Genomic DNA, 23,206 nt, shown 5'->3' with positions numbered 1-23,206 from the left:
GAAAGTGGGGACGCGCTTGCAGTCGTCTCTGTGGATCACAGGCTCGCCTTGCGCAGGACAACTCATCTCCGGCAGGACGCGGGGCCAATCGCGGACGGAGTCCGCTCCTACGAATGGCCACCCCGTCGCCGCACTCGGTGCGCAAACGAAACGGGCCACCCTTGGGGCGGCCCGTTTGCAGTGGCTCGGCGAACTCAGCGCTCGCGCAGCGCCTCGGCCTTGGCCCGCAGGATGGGCTTGAGCAGGTAGCTGAGGATGCTCTTCTTGCCGGTGATGATGTCCACGCTGGCCACCATGCCGGGGATGATCAGCAGCGGCTTGTCGTCGGTGCCCAGGTGGCTTTTTCGGGTGCGCAGCTTGATCAGGTAGAAGCTGTTGCCGTCCTCGTCGGTGACGGTGTCGGCGCCGATCTGTTCCAGGTCCGCCTGCAGGCCGCCGTAGATGGTGTAGTCGTAGGCGGTAAACTTGACCATGGCGTGCTGGCCGGGACGCAGGAAGGCAATGTCCTGCGGACGGATGCGCGCTTCCACCAGCAGGGTGTCGTCCAGCGGGACGATCTCGATCAGGTCGCTGCCTGGCTGGATCACCCCGCCGATGGTGTTCACCAGCAGCTGCTTGACGATGCCGCGCACCGGCGAGGTGACCAGGGTGCGGCTGACGCGGTCTTCCAGCGCCTTGCCGGTGGCGGTGGCCTTGCTCAGTTCGGTGCGGGCCTCGTTGAGTTCCTTGAGGGCGTCGCTGCGGAAGCGCGAGCGGGTCTCGGCGACCTTGCGTTCGACTTCCTTGATCGCCGCCTCGGCACGCGGGATCGCCAGGGTGGTGGCATCCAGCTGGCCGCGGTTCTCCACCTCGCCACGCTTGAGGCGCAGCAGCTCCACCTGGGACATGGCGCCCTGGGCCACCAGCGGCTCGGACATGGAGATTTCCTGGCGCAGCAGGTTCAGGCTGTTGCGGTACTGGGCCTGCTTGGAGACGAACTCGCGCAGTTCCTGCTGCTTCTGCACCAGTTGCTGCTGCAGGCCGTCGGTTTCATCGGTGAGCTGCTGCTGGCGGCTGTGGAACAGCGCCTCTTCACTGCTGGCCTGGCCGGGCACCTTGGCGCGCACGTCGTCGGGGATGTTCAGCGGGCGATCTTCCACCTCGGCGGAGAGACGCTCCACGCGCAGGAACATCGCCAGGCGATCGGCCTCGGTCTCGCCGACGTTGGACTGGAAGCGCGTCGGGTCCAGGCGCATCAGCTGCTCGCCGGCCTGCACCACCTGCCCTTCATGGACGAAGATCTGCGAGACGATGCCGCCTTCCAGGTTCTGGATCTTCTGCACCTTGGACGAGGGAATCGCCTTGCCTTCGCCGCGGGTCACCTCGTCGATCCTGGCGAAATGCGCCCACAGCAGGAGGAAGGCGACGAAGCCGATCAGCACCCAGATGGTCAGGCGCACCACGCGCGGCGCATCCTCGATCAGGGCCTTGCTGACTTCCGGAAGCGGCTGGCCGGAGAGGCTGTCGCTGCCCTTGAAATAGCCACCGATGCCGTGGCGGATATTGCCCTTGGGATTAAGCGACACTGATCTGCCCCTTCTTCAGTGCATCCATCACCACGTCCTTCGGACCGTCGGCGATGATGCGTCCCTTGTCGATGATCACCAGGCGGTCCACCAGGCTGAGCATGGAGGCACGGTGGGTGACCAGCAGCAGCGTCTTTTCGCCCATGATCGCCTGCAGGCGCTGCTTCAGGCGTTCCTCGCCGGCGTTGTCCATGGCGCTGGTGGGCTCGTCGAGCAGCAGGATCGGCGGGTCGAGCAACAGCGCGCGAGCCAGCGAGACGTTCTGCCGCTGGCCGCCGGACAGGCTCAGGCCGCGCTCGCCGACCTGCAGTTCGTAGCCCTGCGGATGGAGGCGGGCGAACTCGTTGACGCCGGTCAGCTCGGCCACTTCCAGCACGCGTTCGTCGTCGATGTAGCGGGCGCCGGCCACCAGGTTGTCGCGCAGGGTGCCGCTGAACAGGCTGATGTCCTGCGGCACGTAGCCGATGTTGTGGCGCAGCTCGCTGATGTCCAGCTGGCGCACGTCGGCGCCATCGACCAGCAGGTTGCCGTTGTCGGGCTGATGCAGGCCGACGATGAGTTTCGCCAGGGAGCTCTTGCCCGAGCCGCTGCGGCCGATGATGCCGACTTTCTCGCCGGCGCGGATCTGCAGGTTGATGCCGTGCAGCGCCGCGACCTGCTGGTTCGGGTAGGCGAAGTCCAGACCGCGCATCTCGATGGCGCCGCGCAGCTGCGAGCGGGTCAGCGGACGTTCGTCGGCGTTGCGCTCCTGGGGCAGCTCCATCATCTGGTTGGTGGTGGCCATGGACAGGCGCGCCTGCTGGTAGCGCTGGATCAGCCCGGAGAGCTGGGTCAGCGGGCCGAGGGCGCGGCCGTTGAGCATGTAGCAGGCGATCAGGCCGCCCATGGAGAGGTCGCCGGCGATGATCAGGTAGACGCCGCCGATGATCATGATGACCCCGGCCAGGGCCTGGATCAGCACGGTGAGGTTCATCGCCAGGGTCGACAGCAGCTTGACCCGCAGCTCCAGGCGGCTGAGGGTGCCGATGGTCTGTTCCCACAGGTACTGGCGCTCGCTTTCGGCGTTGTTGACCTTCACCGCGTCGAGGCTGGCGAGGGTCTCGATCAGGCTCGACTGGCGCTCGGCGGCCAGGGCCATGGTGCGGTTCATGGTTTCCACCAGCGGCCGCTGCAGCAGCCAGCCCAGGCCCGCGGCCAGCGGGAAGGCGACCAGCGGGACGAACACCAGCGGCCCGCCGATGATGCCGATCACCAGCAGGATCAGCAGGGTGAACGGCAGGTCGATCAGGGTGGTCAGCGTCAGCGAGTTGAGGAAGTCGCGCAGGGTCTGGAATTCGTGGATGTTCTGGGCGAACGAGCCGACCCGCGCCGGACGGTACTTCATGCTCATGCCGACGATGCGTTCGAACAGCGTCGCCGAGATGATCAGGTCGGTCTTCTTGCCGGCCAGGTCCAGGCACAGGCCGCGCATGGTCTTGAGCAGCAGGTCGAACAGGTAGGCGCCGCTGATGCCGATGGCCAGTACCCAGAGGGTGGCGGCGGCCTGGTTGGGCACCACGCGGTCGTAGACGTTCATCACGAACAGCGGCGCGGCCAGGGCGATCAGGTTGATCAGCAGGCTCGCGGCGACGGCGTCGACGTACAGCCAGCGCGAGCGCTTCAAGGTATCGCGGAACCAGCTCTTGACCCGCGGGATCAGCTCGCCGTGCTGCAGGTCGAACTTGTGCTGCGGCTGGGCGAAGAAGGCCTGGCCGGCGTAGTCCTCGCTCAGCAGCTCGCGGGTGACGCGCACTTCGCCGCCGTCGCTTTCCGACAGCAGCAGGCGCGCATCGCCGTTGCTTTCCCAGCCCAGCAGCACCGCGCAGCGCCCTTCGCGCAGCAGCAGCATGGCCGGCATCGCCAGCGCGGGAATCTGCTCCAGCCTGCGCTGCAGCAGGCGCCCCTGCAGGCCGGCACGCGCGGCGGCGCGCGGCAGCAGTTCGGCGGACAGGCGCTGGCCGGGCAGCGGCAGCCCGTTGGTGAGCATGGCGCGGCTGGCCGGCTTCTGGTGCAGCTGACAGAGCGTCAGCAGGCTGTCCAGCAGCGGGTCGTCCAGCAGACCGCGCGGATCATGACTTAAGGGAACTGCACTGACTTCTTGATCCACGCGGGTGTTCTCTTGGCTGGACTATGGGCCGGCTCAGTTCAGGCCGGGGAGCTGGACTTTCGGTTTGATGTTTTCCGACGCCACCGAGGCCAGCGGCGCTACCACGCCCTGGCTCTTGAGCAGCTCGCCCAGGGTCGCCTTGATGCGGTACTGGGTGAACAGCTCGGTGTACTTCAGGTCGACCAGACGGCGCGAAGCGTTGAACAGTTCGTTCTCGCTGTCCAGCAGGTCGAGCAGGGTACGCTCGCCGATGGTGAATTGCTTCTGGTACGCCTCGCGCACACGGGTGCTGTAGTCCACGTACTGGCGGGCGATGGGCAGCTGGTCGCGGGCGTTGTTCAGGGCGTTCCAGGACAAACCGAGTTCCTCGTTCAACTGGCGCAGGGCGTTGTTGCGGATATCCAGGGCCTGGTTCGCCTCGTAGGACTTGGCTTCCAGCTCGGCCTTGTTGCTGCCACCGGCGAACAGGTTGTAGCGCATGCGCAGCATGGCCTGCCATTCGTTGTTGTGGCCTTCTTCTCCGTCGAGGTTGTTATCGGCACCGCGGGAAAGTTCTGCATCGAATCTCGGATAGAAGGTCGATTTCGCCGCTTCGTACTGTTTCTCGGCCGCTGCCACGTCGGATTCCGCCGAGCGCAGGATCGGGCTGTTCTCCACCAGCTGCCGACGGGCGGCCTGCAGGTCTTCGGGCAACTGGCCGACAAGACCGCTGGGATCGGTCAGTTCCAGCGGATCGCTGCCCACCACGCTGTAGTAGTTGGTGCGGGCATCGGCCAGGTTGGTCTGCTCGGTCATCAGGTTGTTCTGCGCCTGGGCCAGGCGTGCTTCGGCCTGGTCCTGGTCCGCCAGGCGGCCGACGCCGCGCGAGCTGCGCAGGCTGATCTGGTCGTAGACGCGCTGGTGGTTCTTCAGATTTTCCTCGGCCAGCCGGACCATTTCCTGGCGGCGCAGCACATCGATGTAGACCTGGGCGACGTCCAGCGCGGTGCGCTCGGAGGTGCCCAGCAGCGCATAGGCGCGGGAGTTGACGTTGGCCTGCTGGCGGCCGACTTCGCTGGAGGTGGCGAAGCCATCGAAGACCATCTGGCGCAGGGCGAGGTTGGATTCGCCACGGTTCAGGGTCTTCCAGTCGTGGTCACCGTTCGCTCGGGTGGTGGTGTTGTCGGAGCCTTCGCGACCATAACCGGCGGTCAGGTCGACGGACGGCAGGTAGCCGCCCTTCGCAGCGCGCAGCTGCTTGTCGGCGGCCAGGCGGGAGTTCACCCCGGCCTGGATTTCCGGGTGGTAGTCCATCGCTTTCTGCATGGCCTGGGTGAGGCTGTCGGCATGGGCGGGAACGACGAATGAGAGGGCAAAGGGCACAACAGCAGCGAATCGCAGACGCATGAGGAAAACATCCTTATCAGTGAGATAGCCGCAGCGATTCGATTGGCGCAAAAAGCGTCAAAAGACCGGCGAATGCGCTGCAAGGAAGCATCGAAAAGCGTGATCAATTTCACGCTAAATTTTTTTACGCGAGCACCCGATATCAAAGTGACATCGATTTGCCAATTGTTTAGGATGGCAGTCGAATGGTCAATACATTGGCATATACGTAATTTCGAATCGCGATAAGCCAAGAGTTTGACGCCAAATTTTTTGCTCTCACAGACAAGGGAATGCCACCTGAGCCGACCATCATGCGGCCGGTCGGCAACCAGGCAAGCCTCACCAGGAGAAATGCATGAGCAGCGTCGTCGCGGTCGTAAAAAGCATCATCGGCCAAGTGATTGCGGTATCCGCCGAGGGCGTTCAGCGCGTCCTGGTGGAAGGTGATCGCATCTATCAGGGCGACCAGCTGCTCACCGGCGCCGCGGGCGCGGTGACCCTGGATGTGGGCAACGGCAAACTGGTCGACCTGGGCCGCGACAGCCAGTGGAGCGCCGCCGACCTGCCGCAGGCCGAGCACGCCCGCGCGCAGCAGGCCGAGGTCCAGGCGCCGAGCGCCGAGGAGCTGCAGAAGGCGATCGCCGCCGGTCTCGACCCGACCCAGGCCCTGGCCCCCACCGCGGCGGGCCCGAGCGCCGGCGCGTCGGCGGGCGGCTCCGGTGCGGCCGGTGGCAGCCACAGCTTCGTGATGCTCAACGAGACCGCCGGCCGGGTCGACCCGAACATCGGCTATGACACTGCCGGCCCGAACAACGGGCGCGACGCATCCGACGAACGGCAGGGCGAACTGCCGCCGAACCTGGCCCCGGAATTCACCGAAGGCAGCAATGGCGAACTGAACCTCACCACGCCCGAGGACACCCTGCTCAATGGCGCCTTCGCCGCCCGCGATCCGAACGGCGACACCATCAGCTACAGCGTCGGCCAGGGCCCGAGCAACGGCCAGCTGGTGCTCAACCCCAATGGCACCTGGCAGTACCAGCCCAACGGCGACTACAACGGCGCCGACAGCTTCACCGTGATCGTCACCGACAGCCGCGGCGCCTCCAGCACCCTGACCGTCAACCTGGGCATCACCCCGGTGAACGACGCACCGGTCGCTTCGGGCACCTACACCGGCAACGTGGTCGACACCGCCGCCAACGACAGCTTCGCCGACATCAAGGGCCAGCTGAGCGCCACCGACGTCGACGACACCAACCTGATCTGGAGCGGCAGCGCCAAGGGCGCCTACGGTTCGCTGACGGTCAACCCGGACGGCAGCTACACCTACGTGGTCGACGCCAACGCGGTGAACGCCCTGCCCCTGGGCCAGAACCCCAGCGAAAGCTTCACCGTCACCGTCACCGACCCGTCGGGCGCCACCGATACCCGCGTCATCACCATCAACATCCAGGGTGCCAACGACACGCCGGTGGCCCAGGATGGCCAGGCCAGCGGCAACGAAGACAGCGTGATCGGCGGCCAACTGGTCGCCACCGACCGCGACACCGGCAGCAGCCTGAGCTTCTCCACCAACGGCAATCCGCCCGCCGGCTTCACCCTCAAGCCGGACGGCAGTTGGAGCCTGGATGCGAAGGACCCGGCCTACCAGCACCTGGCCGAAGGCGAAACCCAGGTGGTGCAGGTCCCCTACACCGTCACCGACGAGCACGGCGCCACCAGCACGGCGACCCTGACCATCACCCTGACCGGCACCAACGACGCTCCGGTGGCCCTCCCCGGTTCCGCCAGCACCGAAGAGAACACCGTTCTGCAGGGGCAGGTTCCGACCGCGACCGACGTCGACGGCACGGTGGTCGGCTATCAGCTCACCAGCAACCTGGGCAACGGCAACGGCTCGCTGACCTTCAATGCCGACGGCAGCTATGTGTTCAATCCGGGCAAGGACTTCGACAGCCTGGCCCAGGGCGAAACCCGCGACGTCACCTTCACCTATCAGGCGAAGGACAACAATGGCGCGCTGAGCGACCCGCAGACCATCACCATCACCGTCACCGGCACCAACGATGCGCCGGTGGCCTTCGCTGACGCCCAGACCACCGACGAAAACGGCGTCCTCAATGCCCAGGTACCGACTGCCACCGATGTGGACGGCACCGTCGTCGGCTACCAGCTGACGACCGATGTGGCCCAGGGCAAAGGCACCCTGACCTTCAACGCCGATGGCAGCTACAGCTTCAATCCGGGCACTGCGTTCGACCATCTGAACGTAGGCCAGAGCGAGACCGTGACCTTCACCTACCAGGCGAAGGACAACAACGGTGCGCTGAGCGCTCCGCAGACCATCACCATCACGGTGACTGGCAGCAACGACGCTGCGGTGATCACCGGCCAGAGCAGTGGCAGCGCCAATGAAACCAACGCCCCGGTCACTATCGACGGCAAGCTGAACATCACCGATGTCGACAGCCCGGCCAGCTTCCAGGCCCAGACCGACACCGCCGGCAGCTACGGCAAGTTCAGCATCACCAGCGACGGCACCTGGACCTTCGTCGCCAACTCGGCCTACAACGAGCTGAACGTCGGCGACAAGCTCATCGACAGCTTCACCGTACAGGCTGCCGACGGCACCACGACCACGGTCACCGTGACCATCAACGGCACCAACGATGCGCCGGTCGCCTTCGCCGACACCCAGACTACCGACGAGAACGGCGTCCTCAACGCCCAGGTACCGACTGCCACCGATGTGGACGGCACCGTCGTCGGCTACCAGCTGACGACCGACGTGGCCCAGGGCAAAGGCACCCTGACCTTCAACGCCGATGGCAGCTACAGCTTCAACCCGGGCAACGCGTTCGATCATCTGAACGTTGGCCAGAGCGAGACCGTGACCTTCACCTACCAGGCGAAGGACAACAACGGTGCGCTGAGCGATCCGCAGACCATCACCATCACCGTCACTGGCAGCAATGACGCCGCGGTGATCACCGGCCAGAGCAGCGGCAGCGCCAATGAAACCAACGCCCCGGTCACTATCGACGGCAAGCTGAACATCACCGATGTCGACAGCCCGGCCAGCTTCCAGGCGCAGACCGACACCGCCGGCAGCTACGGCAAGTTCAGCATCGCCGCCGATGGCACCTGGAGCTACGTTGCCAACTCCGCCTACAACGAGCTGAACGTCGGCGACAAGCTCACCGACAGCTTCACCGTGCAGGCTGCCGACGGCACCAGCACCACGGTCACCGTGACTATCAACGGCACCAACGACAAGCCGGTAGCCTTCGCTGACACCCAGACCACCGACGAGAACGGCGTGCTCAACGCCCAGGTTCCGGCCGGCACTGACGTGGACGGCACCGTTGCCAGCTACCAGCTGACGACCGATGTGGCCCAGGGCAAAGGCACGCTGACCTTCAACGCCGATGGCAGCTACAGCTTCAACCCGGGCAACGCGTTCGATCACCTGAACGTGGGCCAGAGCGAGACCGTGACCTTCACCTACCAGGCGAAGGACAACAGCGGCACCCTCAGCGACCCGCAGACCATCACCATCACGGTGACTGGCAGCAATGACAAGCCGGTGGCCTTCGCCGACAGCCAGACCACCGACGAGAATGGCGTCCTCAACGCCCAGGTACCGACTGCCACCGACGTGGACGGCAGCGTAGTCGGCTACCAGCTGACCACCGACGTCGCCCAGGGCAAAGGCACGCTGACCTTCAATGCCGATGGCAGCTACAGCTTCAATCCGGGCAGCGCCTTCGATCACCTGGCAGTCGGCAAGAGCGAAACCGTCACCTTCACCTACCAGGCGAAGGACAACGACGGCGCGCTGAGCGACCCGCAGACCATCACCATCACCGTCACCGGCAGCAACGACGCGCCGGTCGCCAGCGCCACCAGCGAGGCGGTGAAGGAAGACAGCCAGATCAACGGCCAGCTCGCCGCCACCGACGCCGACGACGGCGCCAAGCTCACCTACAGCCTGGACAAGACCGCCCCGGCCGGCTTCAGCGTCGATGCCGACGGCAAGTGGAGCTTCGATGCCGGCGTCAGTGAGTACCAGCACCTCAAAGCCGGTGCGACCCAGGTCATCAACGTGCCGTTCACCGTTACCGACGAGCACGGCGGGTTCAGCTCCAGCACCCTGACCATCACCATCACCGGTACCAACGACGCGCCGGTGGCCGACGCCATCAGCACCAACGCCAGCGAAGACAAGATCAGCTACGGCAAGCTCACCGCCAGCGACGTCGACGATGGCGCCAAGCTCAGCTTCAGCCTCAACGACAAGGCGCCGGCCGGCTTCGTCCTGGCCAAGAACGGCACCTGGGTGTTCAACGGCCTCGATCCGGCCTACCAGAGCCTCGCCGCCGGCGAGACCAAGGAGCTGAAGGTCGACTACACCGTGACCGACGAGCACGGTGCTACCGATACCAACACCCTGACCATCACCGTCACCGGCACCAACGACACGCCGATCGCCATCCCCTCGCTGCTCAACAGCGTGAAGGAAGATGCGCAGATCAACGGTACCCTCAAGGCCATCGACGTCGATAACGGCGCCCAGCTGACCTTCAGCACCGGCAAGCTGCCGGCCGGCCTGACCGTCGGCAGCGACGGCCAGTGGAGCTTCAACGCCGGCGACGCCGCCTACCAGCACCTCAAACAAGGGGCGGTGCAGGTCATCAGCGTGCCCTTCACCGTCACCGACGAGCATGGCGCCAAGTCCTCCAGCCTGCTGGTGATCACCGTCACCGGCACCAACGATGCGCCGGTCGCCAATGCCGCCACCCCGGTCGCCGCCACCGAAGACCAGGTCAGCAAGGGCCAGTTCACCGCCACCGACATCGACGACGGCGCCAAGCTCAGCTTCAGCGTCGACGGCACCCCGCCGGCCGGCTTCACCCTGAAGACCGATGGCAGCTGGACCTTCGACGGCAACAACTCGGCCTACCAGTCCCTGGCCGAGGGCCAGGTCCAGACCCTGCAGGTCAAGTACATCGTCACCGACGAGTACGGCGCGACCGACAGCAAGACGCTGACCATCACCGTCACCGGCACCAACGACAAGCCGGTGGCCTTCGCCGACACCCAGACCACCGACGAGAATGGCGTCCTCAACGCCCAGGTTCCGACTGCCACCGACGTGGACGGCACCGTGGTCGGCTACCAACTGGCCACCGACGTCGCCCAGGGCAAAGGCACGCTGACCTTCAACGCCGATGGCAGCTACAGCTTCAATCCGGGTACCGCGTTCGATCACCTGAACGTCGGCCAGAGCGAGACCGTGACCTTCACCTACCAGGCGAAGGACAACAACGGCGCACTGAGCGACCCGCAGACCATCACCATCACCGTGACCGGTACCAACGACGCGGCGGTGATCACCGGCCAGAGCTCCGGTGCCACCGACGAAACCAATGCCCCGGTTACCATCGATGGCAAGCTGAACATCACCGACGTCGACAGCCCGGCCAGCTTCCAGGCCCAGACCGACACCGCCGGCAACTACGGCAAGTTCAGCATCACCAGCGACGGCACCTGGACCTTCGTCGCCAACTCCGCCTACAACGAGCTGAACGTCGGCGACAAGCTCATCGACAGCTTCACCGTGCAGGCAGCCGACGGCACCACGACCACCGTCACCGTGACCATCAACGGCACCAACGACGCACCGGTCGCCTTTGCCGATACCCAGACCACCGACGAAAACGGCGTGCTCAACGCCCAGGTTCCGGCCGGCACCGACGTGGACGGCACCGTTGCCAGCTACCAACTGGCCACCGACGTCGCTCAGGGCAAAGGCACGCTGACCTTCAATGCCGATGGCAGCTACAGCTTCAATCCGGGTACTGCGTTCGATCACCTGAACGTCGGCCAGAGCGAGACCGTGACCTTCACCTACCAGGCGAAGGACAACAACGGCGCACTGAGCGACCCGCAGACCATCACCATCACCGTGACCGGTACCAACGACGCGGCGGTGATCACCGGCCAGAGTTCCGGTGCCACCGACGAAACCAATGCCCCGGTTACCATCGATGGCAAGCTGAACATCACCGATGTCGACAGCCCGGCCAGCTTCCAGGCCCAGACCGACACCGCTGGCAACTACGGCAAGTTCAGCATTGGCGCCGATGGCAGCTGGAGCTATGTCGCCAACTCCGCCTACAACGAGCTGAACGTCGGCGACAAGCTCACCGACAGCTTCACCGTGCAGGCAGCCGATGGCACCAGCACCACCGTTACCGTGACCATCAACGGCACCAACGACAAGCCGGTAGCCTTCGCCGACGCCCAGACCACCGACGAGAACGGCGTGCTCAACGCCCAGGTTCCGTCCGGCACTGACGTCGACGGCACCGTCGCCAGCTACCAGCTGACGACCGACGTGGCCCAAGGCAAAGGCACGCTGACCTTCAATGCCGATGGCAGCTACAGCTTCAATCCGGGTACTGCGTTCGATCACCTGAATGTCGGCCAGTCCGAAACCGTGACCTTCACCTACCAGGCGAAGGACAACAGCGGCGCCCTGAGCGATCCGCAGACCATCACCATCACCGTTACCGGCAGCAACGATGCCGCGGTGATCACAGGCCAGAGCAGCGGCAGCGCCAATGAAACCAACGCCCCGGTCACTATTGACGGCAAGCTGAACATCACTGACGTCGACAGCCCGGCCAGCTTCCAGACCCAGACCGACACCGCCGGCAGCTACGGCAAGTTCAGCATTGGCGCCGATGGCAGCTGGAGCTACGTCGCCAACTCGGCCTACAACGAGCTGAATGTCGGTGACCAGCTCACCGACAGCTTCACCGTGAAGGCCGCTGACGGCACCACCACCAGCGTCACCGTGACCATCAACGGCACCAACGATGCTCCGGTCGCCTCGGCCGACAGCCAGACCACCGAAGAGAACACCATTCTCCTGGGCCAGGTGCCGGCCGCCACCGATGTGGACGGCACCATCGCCAGCTACCAGTTGGCCACCGGCATCGGCGGCGGCAAAGGCACGCTGACCTTCAATGCCGATGGCAGCTACGTCTTCAATCCGGGCACGGCCTTTGATTACCTGGCGCAGGGCCAGACCCAGGACGTCACCTTCACCTACCAGGCGAAGGACAACAACGGCGCACTGAGCGATCCGCAGACCATCACCATCACCGTGACCGGCACCAACGACGCCGCAGTGATCAGCGGCCAGACCACTGGCAGCGCCAATGAAACCAATGCTCCGGTCACCATCGGCGGCCAGCTGATCGTCAACGACGTCGACAGCCCCGCCATATTCCAGGCGCAGACCAACACCGCCGGCGATCACGGCACGTTCAGCATCACCGCCAACGGCAGCTGGAGCTATGTCGCCAACTCGGCCTACAACGAGCTGAACGTCGGTGACCAGCTCACCGACACCTTCACCGTGAAGGCCGCCGACGGCACCAGCACCACGGTCACCGTCACCATCAATGGCACCAACGACGCACCGGTCGCCTTCGCCGACAGCAAGACCACCGGCGAGAACACCGTGCTGCAGAGCCAGGTGCCGGTCGCCATTGACGTGGACGGCACCATCGCCAGCTACCAGTTGGCGAGCGGCATCGCCCAGGGCAAAGGCACGCTGACCTTCAATGCCGATGGCAGCTACAGCTTCAATCCGGGCAGCGCGTTCGACCACCTGAACGTCGGCCAGAGCGAGAGCGTGACCTTCACCTACCAGGCGAAGGACAACAACGGCGCGCTGAGCGATCCGCAGACCATCACCATCACCGTCACCGGCACCAATGACAAGCCGGTCGCCTACGCCGACAACCAGAGCACCGGAGAGAACACTGTCCTGCACGGCCAGGTCCCGGTGGCCACCGACGTCGACGGCAGCGTGGTGGGCTACCAGCTGGCCACCGATGTCGCCCAGGGCAAGGGCAGCCTCGTGTTCAACAGCGATGGCAGCTACACCTTCAATCCGGGTACCGCCTTCGACCACCTGGCCACCGGCCAGTCGGAGAACGTCACCTTCACCTACCAGGCGAAGGACAACAGCGGCGCGCTGAGCGATCCGCAGACCATCACCATCACCGTCAACGGCACCAACGATGATCCGGTGGCCAACACCGACACCGCGCACACCAGCGAAGACACGCCGGTGACCATCGACGTGCTGGGCAACGATACCGATGCCGAAGGCGACCACCTGCTCGTCACCGGCGCCAGCGCTACCAATGGCACCGTGGTGATCAACCAGGACGGCACCCTCACCTACTCGCCGAAGGAAAACTTCAGCGGCTCCGACACCATCACCTACACCATCAGCGACGGCAAGGGCGGCACCGCCACCTCCACCGTGGCGGTGAGCATCGAGGCGGTGGCGGACAAGCCGAACCTGAGCCTGGACGGCAGCACCAGCCACCCGAAAGCCACCGGCCTGACCGTGGACACCTGGACCGGCCTGGACCTGGGCACCGGCGGCAATGGCGCAGCGCCTGCCACCCTGCAGCAGAAGATCGACGCAGCCGGCACCCCGACCACCCACGGCTCCACCGACAGCGTGCGCAACACCGACGTCACCGCCGGTACCGCGACCAAGGTCAGCGGCCTGATCTTCCTCGAAGCCGGGCATACCTACACCTTCACCGGCGCGGGTGACGACAGCGTGCGCCTGGTGATCGGCGGCAGCACCGTCGCCGAAGCCACCTGGGGCGGCAGCAGCGGCAAGTTCAGCGGCACCTACACGCCGACCGAGAGCGGCTACTACCCGATCGCCCTCTACCAGCACAACCAGAGCGGCCCGGGCAACTACACCCTGAGCATCTCCGACAACGGCAGCGCCGCGCAGGTGCTGGGCACTGGCAGCGCCCAGGTGTTCCACAACACCAGCGAGCTGACCACCGGCGGCGAGCGCCTGTCCGACCTGACCGGCAACTCCGGCCAGAGCCACTACAAGGTGTTCGGCCTCAACGAGGGCAACGAGGACAGCGCGATCAACCTGTCGCACATCAAGGCCTCGCTGGTGGACAAGGACGGCTCGGAAACCCTCTCCGTCTCCATCGGCAAGATCCCCGTTGGTGCGACCCTGAGCGACGGCACCAACAAATTCACTGCCGATGCCACCCACGACAGCGTCGACCTCAAGGGCTGGAACCTCGACACCCTGACCCTGACGCCGCCGGAGAACTTCAACGGCACCATCAAGCTGGAAGTCAGCGCCACCGCGACCGAACAGAGCAACAGCGACTCGGCGACCAACAGCCTCGACCTCAACGTCACCGTCTACCCGGTGAACGACGCGCCGACCGTCACCGGCACCCAGCACCTGGAAACCAAGGAGGACACCCCGGTCAGCGGCCAGATCCACGCCAGCGACGTCGACGGCGACAGCCTCGGCTACGCCGTGAAGAACGGCAGCGGCCCGGCCCATGGCTCGGTGACCTTCGGCAGCGACGGCAGCTACACCTACACCCCGGCCAAGGACTACAACGGCAGCGACAGCTTCACCGTGGTGGTCAGCGACGGCCATGGCGGCAGCGTCGAGCAGATCGTCACCGTCGGCATCGCCCCGGTGAACGACGCACCGGTGTTCGACCCGGCGAAGAACACCACCACCGCCGAAGACACCCCGCTGGTCAGCCGCGTCAGCGCCACCGACGTCGATGGCGACAGCCTCACCTACGTGCTCAAGACCGCGCCGACCCAGGGCACCATCGTGCTCAACGCCGATGGCAGCTACACCTACACGCCGAGCAAGGACTACAACGGCGGCGACAGCTTCACCGTCACCGTCAACGACGGCCACGGCGGCGTGGTCGACCAGGTGGTCAACCTCACCATCACCCCGGTGAACGACGCACCGACCACCAGCAACCAGGCCAAGACCACCGCGGAAGACACCCCGCTCACCGGCAAGATCATCGCCAGCGACGTCGACGGCGATACCCTGAGCTACGCCCTGAAGACCGGCTCCGCGCCGAGCCATGGCTCAGTCACGGTCAACCCGACTACCGGCGAGTACACCTACACCCCGGCCAAGGATTACAACGGCGCAGACAGCTTCACCGTCCGTGTCAGCGATGGTCACGGCGGCACCGTCGACTCGGTGGTGAACATCACCATTACCCCGGTCAACGACGCCCCGACCACCAGCGACCAGGCCAAGACCACCGCCGAGGACACCCCGCTCACCGGCAAGATCGTCGCCAGCGATGTCGACGGCGACACCCTGAGTTATGCGGTGAAAACCGGCGTCAGCCACGGCACCCTGGTGCTCAATACGGCCACCGGCGACTACACCTACACCCCGGCCAAGGACTACAACGGCAGCGACAGCTTCACCATCACCGTCAGCGACGGTCATGGCGGCACCGTCGACTCGGTGGTGAGCCTCACCATCACCCCGGTCAACGATGCACCGACTACCAGCGACCAGGCCAAGACCACCGCGGAAGACACCCCGCTCACCGGCAAGATCATCGCCAGCGACGTCGACGGCGACACCCTGAGCTACGTCCTGAAGGCCGGCAGCACGCCCGCCCACGGCACCGTCGCGCTCAACACCACCACCGGCGAGTACACCTACACCCCGGCCAAGGATTACAACGGCGCAGACAGCTTCACCGTCCGTGTCAGCGATGGTCACGGCGGCACCGTCGACTCGGTGGTGAACATCACCGTCACCCCGGTCAACGACGCGCCGACCACCAGCGACCAGGCCAAGACCACCGCCGAGGACACCCCACTCACCGGCAAGATCGTCGCCAGCGATGTCGATGGCGATACCCTGAGCTACGCGGTGAAAACCGGCGTCAGCCACGGCACCCTGGTGCTCAATACGGCCACCGGCGACTACACCTACACCCCGGCCAAGGACTACAACGGCAGCGACAGCTTCACCATCACCGTCAGCGACGGTCATGGCGGCACCGTCGACTCGGTGGTGAGCCTCACCATCACCCCGGTCAACGATGCACCGACTACCAGCGACCAGGCCAAGACCACCGCCGAAGACACCCCTCTCACCGGCAAGATCGTCGCCAGCGACGTCGACGGCGACACCCTGAGCTACGCCCTGAAGACCGGCTCCGCGCCGAGCCATGGCACGGTCACGGTCAACCCGACTACCGGCGAGTACACCTATACGCCGGCGAAAGACTACAACGGCGCAGACAGCTTCACCGTCCGTGTCAGCGATGGCCACGGCGGCACCGTCGACTCGGTGGTGAACATCACCGTCACCCCGGTCAACGACGCGCCGACCACCAGCGACCAGGCCAAGACCACCGCCGAGGACACCCCGCTCACCGGCAAGATCGTCGCCAGCGATGTCGACGGCGACACCCTGAGCTACGCGGTGAAAGCCAACGGCGCGCCCGCCCACGGCACCCTGGTACTCAACCCGGCCACCGGCGACTACACCTACACCCCGGCCAAGGACTACAACGGCAGCGACAGCTTCACCATCACCGTCAGCGACGGCCATGGCGGCACCGTCGACTCGGTGGTGAGCCTCACCATCACTCCGGTCAACGACGCACCGACCACCAGCAACCAGTCCAAGACCACCGCCGAAGACACCGCGGTCACCGGCAAGATCATCGCCAGCGACGTCGACGGCGACACCCTGAGCTACGCCCTGAAGGCCGGCAGCACGCCCGCCCACGGCACCGTCACGCTCAACCCCGCCACCGGTGACTACACCTACACCCCGGCCAAGGACTACAACGGCAGCGACAGCTTCACCATCACCGTCAGCGACGGTCATGGCGGCACCGTCGACTCGGTGGTGAGCCTCAACATCACCCCGGTCAACGACGCCCCCGAAGCCAAGAACGACGCCAAGTCCACTGGCGAGAACAGCGCCTTCAACGGCCAGGTGCCAGCGGCAACCGACGTCGACAGCACAGTCAATCCCAATGGCTACGCCCTGGTACAGGGCGTGGGCAGCGGCAACGGCACGCTCACCTTCAACGCCAACGGCAGCTACAGCTTCAACCCGGGCACCGACTTCGACTCCCTCGCTCCGGGCGAGAGCCGCCAGGTGACCTTCACCTATACCGCCAAGGACGCCGAAGGCGCGGTCAGCGCCCCGGCCACCGTGACCATCACCGTCAACGGCGCCAACGACGCCCCCAACGGCGCCGACAAGACCATCACCCTGGACGAGGACAGCAGCCGCAGCTTCAGCGCCGCCGACTTCGGCTTCAGCGATGTCGACCACAACGACGCCCTGAGCGCCGTGCGCATCGACAGCCTGCCCACCAACGGCACGCTGAAGCTCAACGGCAGCGCCGTGACCGCCGGCCAGGTGATCGACGCCGCCGACCTCGGCAAGCTGGTGTTCGCCCCGGCCGCCAACGCCAATGGCAACAACTACGCCAACTTCACCTTCTCGGTGAAGGACAGCAACGGCGCCTTCGACACCACGCCCAACAAGCTGACCTTCAACGTCACCCCGGTGAACGACAACCCGGTGGCGGTGAACGACTCGTTCTCCCTGAGCGGCCTGAAGGGCAACTACTGGGGCTACAACGAAGGTCCGGACGGCAGCAACCTGACCAGCCTGAGCCAGGTGACCACCTTCATGAATGGTCACAACCCCAGCGCCACGTTCACCTCCAGCACGCTGAACTACAACCTCAGCGGCGGTGACCTGGGCGGCGACGGCAACCTGCAGAAGTTCCTCGGCACCACCGACGCAGCAACCCTCAACGTCGACCCGGCGAACACCTCCGACGCCATCATCCAGCTCACCGGCCTGGTCAACCTCAACGCCGGCAGCTACCAGTTCCGCGTCAACGCGGACGACGGCTTCGTCATCCGCATCGACGGCAAGGAGGTCTTCAAGTACGACGGCAACCAGAGCCCGACCGGTCGCGAATCGGCGGTGTTCAGCGTCGCCGAGAGCGGCAACCACCAGATCGAGATCATCTACTGGGATCAGGGCGGCCAGGCGCAGCTGGAGGTCGAGATGCGTCCGCAGGGCGGCACCTACAGCATCCTCGGCGGCACCGGGCTGACCCACACCGTGGGTGAACTGGTGACCAACGAGGACACCCCGCTGACCATCGCCCCGCAGACCCTGCTGGGCAATGACAGCGACGTGGATGGCGATAGCCTGTCGATCGTCAGCGTGCAGGGCGCGGTCAACGGCAGCGTCAAGCTGGAAAACGGCAACGTCGTGTTCTCGCCGAGCAAGGACTTCAACGGCACCGGCAGCTTCACCTACACCATCAGCGACGGCCACGGCGGCACCAGCACCGCGACCGTCACCGTTGGCGTCAATGCGGTCAACGATGCGCCGGATGCGAAGAGCGACAGCAAGTCCACCGGCGAGAACACTGCGATCAGCGGCCAGGTACCCGCCGCCACCGATATCGACAGCGCGGTGGATGCCAACGGCTACGCCCTGGTCTGCGGCCCGAGCGCCGGCACCCTGACCTTCAACGCCAACGGCAGCTACGTGTACAACCCGGGCACCGCGTTCGACTCGCTCAATGCCGGCGAATCGCGCCAGGTGACCTTCACCTACACCGCCAAGGACGTCCAGGGCGCGGTCAGCGCCCCGGCCACCGTGACCATCACCATCAACGGCGAGAACGACGCCCCCACCGGCGCCGACAAGACCGTCAGCCTCAACGAGGACGGCAGCCGCAGCTTCAGCGCCGCCGACTTCGGCTTCGCTGACAAGGACGCCGGTGATGCGCTCAAGGCGATCCGCATCGACAACCTGCCCACCGCCGGCAGCCTGACCCTCAACGGCCAGTCGGTGACCGCCGGCCAGGTGATCGCCGTCAGCCTGCTCGCCAGTCTGGTCTACACCCCGATCGCCAACGCCGCCGGCTCCGCCTACGCGACGCTGAAGTTCTCGGTGCAGGACAGCCACGACAGCTTCTCCAGCTCGTCCAACACCCTGACCTTCACCGTCAACCCGGTGAACGACGCCCCGCTGTCGGCGGACGGTTCGGCCAGCCTCTATGCCGGCAAGACCTACACCTTCGGCCTCAAGGACTTCGCCTTCAGCGACACCGCGGATTCCGCCAACGGGCAGAACCACAGCCTGCAGAACGTGCTGATCAAGGCCCTGCCGGACTCCGGCAGCCTGCTGCTCAACGGCGTTGCGGTGAAGGCCGGCCAGGCCATCAGCGTCAGCGACGTGTCCAGCGGCAAGCTGACCTTCGTGCCGGATGCCTCGGGCGCCAACGCGCACTTCAGCTTCGCCGTGCAGGACAGCGGCGGTACCGCCAACGGCGGCGTCGACACCTCGCCGACCTATGGCTTCGACCTCCACGTCGGCCAGGTGCAGATCCCCAACACCACGCCAAACGGCGACAACGACCTCACCGGCGGTTCGGGCGACGATGTCATCCTCGGCGACGTGGGCGGCATCAAGACGCTGACCCAGGGCGGCACCAACTACAACATCGCCCTGCTTGTCGACACCTCCGGCAGCATGGCCTACAACCTTGCCGGCCAGACCGGCAGCACCGCCGACTCGCGGATGAAGCTGGTCAAGGACGCCCTGGTCAGCCTGGCCAACGAGCTCAAGGGCCATGACGGGATCATCAACATCGCCCTGATCGGCTTCCAGAGCACCGCCAGCCTGAAGGTCAGCATCTCCGACCTGACCAGCGCCAACATCGACAAGCTGGTCAGCGCCATCAACGGCCTGTCCGCCACCGGCGGCACCGATTACCAGGCGGCATTCGAACAGGCAGTCAGCTGGTTCAACGGCCAGACCAAGGGCTACACCAACCTGACGCTGTTCCTCACCGATGGCGACCCGACCGAGTCGAAGTCCTACGGTGACGGCACCAGCACCAGCACCAGCATCGTCAAGGAGTCGGCCCAGGCCTTCGTCACCCTGAGCGGTCTGAGCGACGTCCGTGCCATCGGCATCGGCACCAACGTCAACTCGGACATCCTCAAGCACTTCGACAACACCAGCGTTACCGGGCTGGACACCTCGATGGCCCTGGGCTCGGCGTCGACCACCACGCTGTTCACCTTCAACAACAACAGCGCACTACCGGGCTGGACCCTGAGCAAGAGCTCCACCGGCTCGGTCGGCATTTCCGGCAACAAGCTGACCCTGACCGACACCCATGCCGATGGCGCCAGCACCGCCATCAGTTCGGACCTGACCGTCGCCAAGAACACCCTGTCGACCTTCAGCTTCGACTTCGCCGAAAGCATGAGCCGCGGCGATACCTTCACCTACACCCTGCAGAAGTACGTCGACGGCGCCTGGAGCACGGTCGAAACCAAGACCCTGTCGTCCACCTCCACCAACGGCACCTACACCACGGGCGCCGTGGGCGAAGGCACCTACCACCTGACCTATGTGCTGACCGATACCACCAACAACAGCAGCACCGCGTCGGCCACCATCGACAACCTCAAGCAGACCACCACCGCCTACGCGCCGACCGGCGAGGTGGACATCGTCAAGCAGGCCAGCGACCTCACCGCCGCCCTGCATGGCGGTTCGACCAGCAACGAACTGGCGCCCTCGGGCAACGACACCATCCACGGTGGCGCGGGCGACGACATCATCTTCGGTGACACCATCAACACCGATAACCTGCCCTGGGGCGTCAACGGCAACCCTGCGAAACCGTCGGACATGCCGGCCGGCTCGGGGGTCAGCGCTCTGTCGGCGTTCCTGGAGCTGAAGAACGGTCACGCCGCCACCAGCGACGAGATGTACGACTACATCAAGGCCAACCACGCGCTGTTCAACGTCGAAGGCGATACCCGTGGCGGCAGCGATCACCTCTACGGTGGCGATGGCAACGACATCCTCTACGGCCAGGGCGGCAACGACTTCCTGTTCGGCGAGAATGGCAACGACATCCTCATCGGCGGCACCGGCGACGACCAGCTCACCGGCGGCAAGGGCAACGACATCCTCACCGGCGGTGCGGGTGCCGACCTGTTCATCTGGAAGGCGGGCGACGTCGGCAACGACACCATCACCGACTTCAAGGCCGGCGAAGGCGACCGCATCGACATCAGCGACCTGCTGCCCGATACCGCGCATAACGACATCCTCAGCTACCTGAAGGTGGATACCGCCACGTCGACCCTGCAGGTGAGCACCACCGGGCAGATCAACAACGGCGGCGCGGCGGACGTCACCATCAAACTGAGCGGCGTGGATCTCTCCACCTACGGCTCGACCTCCACGGAAATCGTCAACAAGCTGGTGGCGGGCTCCGATCCGGTGGTCAAGACTGAGCATCACTGACCCAGGGTTGCCGCAAGGCACCCAACAGGTCAGGCTCTGATACGGCGACAGCGGGGCCATCCTTCGGGATGGCTCCGCTGTCGTTCCTTCACATCACAAGCAATGGGGACGGGCCGATGCTGTACATCCAGCGCAACGCCGACGGAAAAATCGCGCGCGTCGAAGACGCCGAGTTCGACGGAGCCACCGGCAAGCTGCCGGCTGACCACCCGGACATCCAGGCCTGGGCCGCCGAGAGCAGCCTGCTGCAGCTCAAGCAGAGCGACCTGGACATGATCCGGGTACTGGAAGACCTGATCTCGGTGCTGATCACCAAGGGCGTGATCCGCATCACCGACCTGCCGCCGGCGGCACGCTCCAAGCTGCTCAACCGGACCCAGGCACGGGAAGCCCTGGGCGGGCTGACCCGGCTGATCAACGACGACGAGGAAACGGGGCTGATCTGAGCCCCGTTTTTCCTGGTGCCCATTCCCGCAGCCGGCTGGCACTCCCTGTAGAAGCGAGGGGGGACGCCATCGTTATTGCTCGCGAACTGCGCCATGCTGCAGTGCCCGAGCAGGATGGGGGGCGGCGCTCCGCCAGCTTGCGATATCGATGCTGGTAGTGCGTCGGGTTCGATGGGTATCGCTGCGCTCCACGCCATCCTACGTTTGCGCTCCGTCGTAGCCTCGACGCGATCCGGGCCGATCGCGGACGGAGTCCGCTCCTACGCGAGTGGGAATGCCGCGGCATGATCCAGTAGGAGCAGAGATCCGCCGGCAGGGCCAGCACCTACCGATCAGCTCCGATTTATCCGCTTGCGTAGGAGCGGACTTCGTCCGCGATGTGTTCGCCTCGGGTTGTGTGTTTCGGCGCCGCTTCGGCGTGCGCACGGCTTCTTGTTTCGCCCTCCGGGCGAGCGGACTTTGTCCGCGATGCTCTTGCTTGTAGTTGGGTGTTCCAGCGTCGCTTCGGCACGCGCGTAGACTCTGTGTTTCGCCCCCTCGGGCGGGCGGACTCTGTCCACTATGCTCTTGCTTGTAGTTGGTGTTCCAGCGTCGCGTCGGCACGTGCGTAGAGTCCGTGTTTCGCCCCCTCGGGCGAGTTACTTTCTCAAACGCCAGAAAGTAACCAAAGGGCTTGCCCCTGCCATCCGGCTTTTCGCTTCGCGAAAAGTACCCTCGGTTCCTCGGAGTTCCAGGGGCCCGCGTTGACGGGCCATCCCTGGCCCGACAACGCTCTCGCGACATCCATGTCGCTCGACCCCTGAAACTCCGATCACCTTCGGCCTCCTGAAAGGGGCACTTCGGCGCGTGCGGATGTTTCGCTGGAAGACCTTAGGGGCAAGAGCAAGGGCACGCGCTGTGGTGCGGCATGGTGCGGTGCTTCCGTAGGAGCGGACCTTGTCCGCGAAATCCCTCGCGGCGGAATTCACTCTTCCCAGGTAACACCGATGTACAGCGCCCGATTGTAGGAGCGAGCTTGCTCGCGAACCGCACTCTGCCGGCACTCCCGGCAAACGCTTGGACCTTGCGGCGTGGGGCATGCGATACCCATCGATTCCCGCGCGAGGACAGCATGGGTATCGCAAGCTCCACCCATCCTACGTTCGTGCTCCGGCAGGATATCGATGCGGATTGGAACTCTGATCGCGGACGGAGTCCGCTCCTACGAAGAAGACGCGGCACCGATCAAGCTCTGGCTCTGGCTCTGGCTCTGGCTCTGGCTCTGGCTCTGGCTCTCAAAAGTCTTCCAGAAAAACACCCGCACACTCCGAAGTGCCCCGTTCAGGAGGCCTCGTTGAAGCGCAGTTTCAGGGGTTGAGCGACATGGATGTCGCGAGAGCGGCGATGGGCCAGGGATGGCCCTTCGACGCGGGCCCCTGAAACTGCGCTTCAACGA

The 23,206-nt window shown here is 65.3% G+C and carries 5 protein-coding genes; 2 read left to right on the top strand and 3 right to left on the bottom strand.

Going from position 1 to position 23,206, the window contains the following annotated elements; all coding sequences use genetic code 11:
• Positions 1-194: 194 nt before the first annotated feature.
• From HNP46_RS07070 to HNP46_RS07060, 3 genes are read right to left on the bottom strand one after another with little or no spacing between them, the layout of a single operon-like run.
• Positions 195-1,565: an HlyD family type I secretion periplasmic adaptor subunit gene (locus HNP46_RS07070; RefSeq protein ID WP_409372407.1), complete on the bottom strand. Its 1,371-nt coding sequence runs from the start codon at positions 1,563-1,565 to the stop codon at positions 195-197.
• Positions 1,555-3,711: a type I secretion system permease/ATPase gene (locus HNP46_RS07065; RefSeq protein WP_184587201.1), complete on the bottom strand. Its 2,157-nt coding sequence runs from the start codon at positions 3,709-3,711 to the stop codon at positions 1,555-1,557. Before HNP46_RS07065 ends, HNP46_RS07070 begins: the two co-directional genes overlap by 11 nt.
• A gap of 33 nt (positions 3,712-3,744) precedes the next feature.
• The gene (locus tag HNP46_RS07060) at positions 3,745-5,097 is read right to left on the bottom strand and encodes a TolC family outer membrane protein (RefSeq protein ID WP_184587199.1); all 1,353 of its coding nucleotides are present in this window, start codon (positions 5,095-5,097) and stop codon (positions 3,745-3,747) included.
• Between the two features lie 337 nt (positions 5,098-5,434).
• On the opposite strand from HNP46_RS07060, the gene HNP46_RS07055 reads away from it, so the two are divergent.
• Positions 5,435-21,325 carry a retention module-containing protein gene (locus HNP46_RS07055; protein ID WP_184587197.1) on the top strand — a complete coding sequence of 5,297 codons (15,891 nt, stop codon included), beginning with the start codon at positions 5,435-5,437 and terminating at the stop codon, positions 21,323-21,325.
• 116 nt (positions 21,326-21,441) lie between these two features.
• Positions 21,442-21,771: a tryptophan synthase subunit beta gene (locus HNP46_RS07050; protein ID WP_184587194.1), complete on the top strand. Its 330-nt coding sequence runs from the start codon at positions 21,442-21,444 to the stop codon at positions 21,769-21,771.
• Positions 21,772-23,206 lie beyond the last annotated feature (1,435 nt).

It is taken from the genome of Pseudomonas nitroreducens (assembly GCF_014204515.1).
GTDB lineage: Bacteria > Pseudomonadota > Gammaproteobacteria > Pseudomonadales > Pseudomonadaceae > Pseudomonas > Pseudomonas nitritireducens_A.
This window is presented reverse-complemented; position numbering and strand designations above follow the sequence as displayed.